This is a genomic window from Polaromonas sp. P1_G4 (assembly GCF_056405475.1).
Genome location: NZ_JBFUCA010000375.1, coordinates 1 through 4,231, shown reverse-complemented (window position 1 = coordinate 4,231; position 4,231 = coordinate 1). Strand labels below are relative to the sequence as shown.

The window sequence follows — 4,231 nt, the reverse complement described above, 5'->3', positions numbered from 1 at the left end:
GGACAGCACCTTGCCGCTCTGGGCMGTTTCGCCGCTGTAGCCGGGCAACTCTTCCAGCGTGGCCTGCCAGTCGCGGCTCTGGAGCTCCTTGAGCAGTGCCTGCACCTGCGGCGTGGGCAGTTCGGACTTCAGGCACACCAGGTGGTAGCGCTCTTGCGCCAGCGGGATGAAGCCCAGGCCTTTCTCGCGCGCTGCCGTTTCAATGCCAAGGCCGGCATCGGCGACATTGCTGGCAATCGCCTGGGCTACGGCCGTATGGGATGGCTCCTGGCTCTGGTAGCCCTCGATATCTGAAGTCGCCACACCGGCTTTGCCCAGCAGTTCGTCCAGCAACACGCGCGTGCCGGTGCCTTCCGCCCGGTTCACGTAACGCACGCCCGGCCTTGCAAGGTCGGTGATGCCGGCGATCTGCAGCGGGTTGTTTTTGGCCACGATCAGGCCCTGCATGCGATGGGCGAAGCCGATCAGCTTGTGCAGTCCGGGTTTGAGCAGGTTGCGGTAGGTTTGTGCGGTCACGGACTGACTGCCAGGCTGGTCCAGCGTGTGAAATCCGGCCATCATGCAGCGTCCCGCGTTCAGGGCGGCAATGGCGTCCACGCTGCCCATGAACCGGATGTCCAGGTGCAGCCCGCGCGGGCYCGCCTGCTCGCGCAACGCAGAAAGCGCTGCGTCGTGGCTTGCATACAGCGTGAGCACATGGGCGTTGTCGTCAAAGGCGGTGGAAAAGGCCCGTTCGATGTCGCCTCGCAACGCTTCGATCTGTGGCGCCAGCCGAGCCTGTGCCTGCCGCTCGGCCCAAAGCAGTTTCTCGCCGAATTCCGTGAGCCGTGCCCGCTGGCCTTTGTCCCAGACGATCAGCGTTCGGCCCAGGGTCTGCTCCCGGTCTTTGAGTGCACCCCACACGTGGCGGTACGACAGGTCGAGCGCCTTGGCGGCTTTGGAGATGGAGCCCTGCTCACGCACCGCATGGAGCATGTCCATCAGCGGATTGCGTATCAGGGCGTTTTTGCCGCGCTGGGGTGTGAGCAGGTAAGAGAGTTCGACTTTATGCATGGCAAACGGTAAGTGCACAGATTATGAGTGCATCGGTCGGCGGGAACGGGTCGGGGACGCGGTGGACAGCTTGGGTTTGCCGACCTATGCAAATGAATTCATAGCGATGATTCCCGATGCAAATCAAGGACTTAGGCCCTAGGCTAGAGTGCCGCACAGCTTTGACATGAACACCTTCTCAGACAGCGCCGCCACGGCATTCACGCTCATCACCTCGCTCGATCCCATGCTGGCCAGCATCGTGGCCCGTTCATTGGCCGTGAGTGCTTGTGCCTGCCTCATTGCCTGCAGCGGCGGCTTGCTGCTCGGTGCGTGGCTGGGCGTGTCGCGCTTTCGCGGCCGCGGTGCGGTTCTGGCCCTGCTCAACACGGCACTGGCCCTTCCGTCGGTGGTGGTCGGGCTGGTGGTGTACCTGTTGCTCTCGCGAACCGGCCCCCTCGGTTTTCTGGGCTGGCTGTTTTCCTTCAAGGCCATGGTGCTGGCGCAGGCCGTGCTGGTGCTGCCGGTCGTCACCGCGCTGGTCCGCCAGGCGATTGAAGATGCCGACCGTTCTCATGGCGAGCAATTCCGGTCGCTGGGTGCGGGCCGCTTTGTGCGCGGCCTCATTCTTTTGTGGGACGAGCGTTATGCGTTGCTGACGGTGCTGATCGCCGCGTTCGGCCGGGCGATCTCGGAGGTCGGCGCGGTGATGGTGGTGGGCGGCAATATCGACGGCTTCACGCGCGTGATGACGACTTCGATTGCGCTGGAGACCAGCAAGGGCGATTTGCCGCTGGCGCTGGCGCTGGGCATCGTATTGCTCGGGGTGGTGCTGCTGCTGAACATCCTGATCGCCCTGGTGCGGCGCTGGCGTGAGCAGTTCGACGACCGCCTGCCGGATGTGGCCCTGGCCACCGGGGGTGCGCAGCCATGACGCAGGTTTTCAACCTGCATGCCATCGGTGTGCAGTTCGGCCAGGTGCAGGCGCTCAGCGGCTGCAGCCTGYGTATCAAGGCCGGCGAAAGACTGGCGCTGGTGGGCGCCAACGGCAGCGGAAAGAGCACGCTGCTGCGAACCCTCAACGGCCTGGTCCGGCCTTCCAGCGGCAGCTTTCAGCACGACGTGCAATTGCGGCAGGCCATGCTGTTCCAGCGGCCCTACATGCTGCGCGCCAGCGTGCTGAACAACGTAGCGCTCGGACTGTGGCTGGGTGGTGTGCGCTGGAAAGAGGCCAAAGTCCAGGCACTGGCCGCGCTGGAGCGCGTGGGGCTGGAAGACCTGGCCACACGCAATGCCAAGGCTTTGTCCGGAGGGCAGCAGCAGCGCGTGGCGCTGGCGCGCGCCTGGGCGCTCAAGCCGCAGGTTCTGCTGCTCGACGAGCCCACGGCCAGCCTGGACCCCACGGCCAAGCGCGAGGTCGAGCGCCTGATGGCGGAGTTTGCCGATGCCGGCATGACGCTTATTTTCAGCAGCCACAACCTGGGGCAGGTCAAGCGGCTGGCCACCCGGGTGATTTACCTTGAGCATGGCCGGCTGGTAGCCGACTTGCCGACTGCGGCCTTTTTCACCGGTCCTGTCCCCGCAGCGGCAGAAGCATTTTTAAAAGGAGAACTTGCATGAACAGCTTGAGCATGGTATCGGGAATTTTCGGGTCGATCAGGGCCTTGGTGCTTGTCCCGCTTGCGCTGGCAGCTACTGTTTCGATAGCACAAACCAACACTATCGTGATGGCGTCAACCACCTCGACCGAGCAGTCGGGCCTCTTTCCCTACCTGCTGCCCGAGTTCAAAAAAGCCACGGGCATTGACGTGAAAGTAGTCGCTGTCGGCACCGGCCAGGCTATCGACATGGGCCGCCGGGGGGACGCCGACGTGCTGTTTGTGCACGACCAGGTGGCGGAAGAAAAAGTCGTAGCCGAAGGTTTTGCCATCAAGCGCTTTCCTGTCATGTACAACGATTTCGTGCTGATCGGCCCCGCAGCTGATCCGGCCAAAACCAGGGGCAGGGACATTGTCGAAGCGCTGAAAAAACTCAGCGCCGCCAATGCCGGTTTTATCTCTCGCGGTGACAAGAGCGGCACGCATGCCGCCGAGCTTCGCTACTGGAAAGCCGCGGGCGTTGAGACGCCGGGCGACAAGCCCGCGTTTGCCAACTACAAGGCTTGCGGCTGCGGCATGGGCCCGGCGCTCAACATCGCGGCCAGCAGCGGCGGCTATGTGTTGGCCGACCGCGGCACCTGGCTGTCCTTCAAAAACCGCGGCGACCTGGCCGTGCTGGTCGAAGGCGATACCAAGCTGTTTAACCAGTACGGCGTGATGGTGGTGAACCCCGCCAAGCATCCGCAGACCAAAGTGGTGGAAGCGCAGAAGTTTGTGGACTGGATCATCTCGCCCATGGGCCAGAACGTGATCGCCGGTTACAAAATTGGTGGTGAGCAATTGTTCTTCCCAAACGCTAAATGAGTTCCCCCCTGCCCAGGCTCACTGCGTGTAGCCTGTCCTCCCCTACAGGGGACGGTGAAATTGGCACACCCCCGTCCAAGCTCACTGCGTGTAGCTTGTTCCCCCCTCGAGGGGGCGGCGCTTGCGGTCTGGCAAAGCCAGTCCCGCGGCGCCTGCTGGTATGGATTGCTGCTGCGGTTGTTTTTTCAGGAGGCCTGACTATGGCGCATGCCCAATCGCCCGCAGCATCTGCTGAAGGCGCCGCGCCGCTGCGCGTGTATGCGGCGGGCAGCCTGCGCGAAGCGCTCACCGAAGTGGCCCGCGCGTACGAATCCCGCACGGGCGTGAAAACCCAGCTGACGTTTGGCGCCTCCGGACTGCTGCGCGAACGCATTGAAAAGGGCGAGCCTGCGCAGGTGTTTGCATCGGCCGATACGCAGCATCCCCAGCGCCTCTATTCCGCAGCGGGCAGTGCATGGGTGCAACCCACGCTGTTTGTGCGCAACCAGCTGTGTGCTCTGGCCGTGCCGCAGCTCAATGCCGATTCGGGAAAGTTGCTCGACCTGATGCTGGATCCCGCCGTCAAGCTCGGCACCTCCACGCCCAGGGCGGACCCGTCGGGCGACTATGCGTGGGCAGTGTTCCGCAAGGCGGAAGCACTCAAGCCCGGTGCTTACACGGCACTGGACAGCAAGGCACTCAAGCTCACCGGCTCACCCGAAGCGCCCCAGCCTCCGCCGGGCCGGAGTACGTATGAG

Annotated in this window: 5 protein-coding genes; 4 read left to right on the top strand and 1 reads right to left on the bottom strand. The window is 63.6% G+C overall.

The window, feature by feature from the left end; translation table 11 throughout:
• On the bottom strand, positions 1–1,053 hold a 1,053-nt coding region (locus AC1D1X_RS16900), incomplete at its 3' end, for a substrate-binding domain-containing protein (protein ID WP_477698712.1).
• Positions 1,054–1,219: 166 nt separating this feature from the next.
• Here AC1D1X_RS16900 and AC1D1X_RS16895 point away from each other — a divergent pair.
• The 4 genes from AC1D1X_RS16895 to modA all read left to right on the top strand — a co-directional run.
• Positions 1,220–1,966, top strand: a complete 747-nt coding sequence (locus AC1D1X_RS16895; protein ID WP_477667979.1) for an ABC transporter permease — start codon at positions 1,220–1,222, stop codon at positions 1,964–1,966.
• Complete coding sequence (locus AC1D1X_RS16890; RefSeq protein WP_477698711.1) at positions 1,963–2,652, top strand: ABC transporter ATP-binding protein; 690 nt, start codon at positions 1,963–1,965, stop codon at positions 2,650–2,652. The genes AC1D1X_RS16895 and AC1D1X_RS16890 overlap by 4 nt, the downstream gene beginning before the upstream one ends.
• Complete coding sequence (locus AC1D1X_RS16885) at positions 2,649–3,494, top strand: ABC transporter substrate-binding protein (RefSeq protein ID WP_477667977.1); 846 nt, start codon at positions 2,649–2,651, stop codon at positions 3,492–3,494. Before AC1D1X_RS16890 ends, AC1D1X_RS16885 begins: the two co-directional genes overlap by 4 nt.
• 200 nt (positions 3,495–3,694) lie before the next feature.
• The coding region (modA, locus tag AC1D1X_RS16880; RefSeq protein ID WP_477698710.1) for a molybdate ABC transporter substrate-binding protein at positions 3,695–4,231 on the top strand (537 nt) is incomplete at its 3' end.

Excerpts from the sequence above, each read along its gene's own strand:
- AC1D1X_RS16895 (WP_477667979.1), top strand. The coding sequence starts at position 1,220 with ATGAACACCTTCTCAGACAGCGCCGCCACGGCATTCACGCTCATCACC.
- AC1D1X_RS16885 (WP_477667977.1), top strand. The coding sequence starts at position 2,649 with ATGAACAGCTTGAGCATGGTATCGGGAATTTTCGGGTCGATCAGGGCC.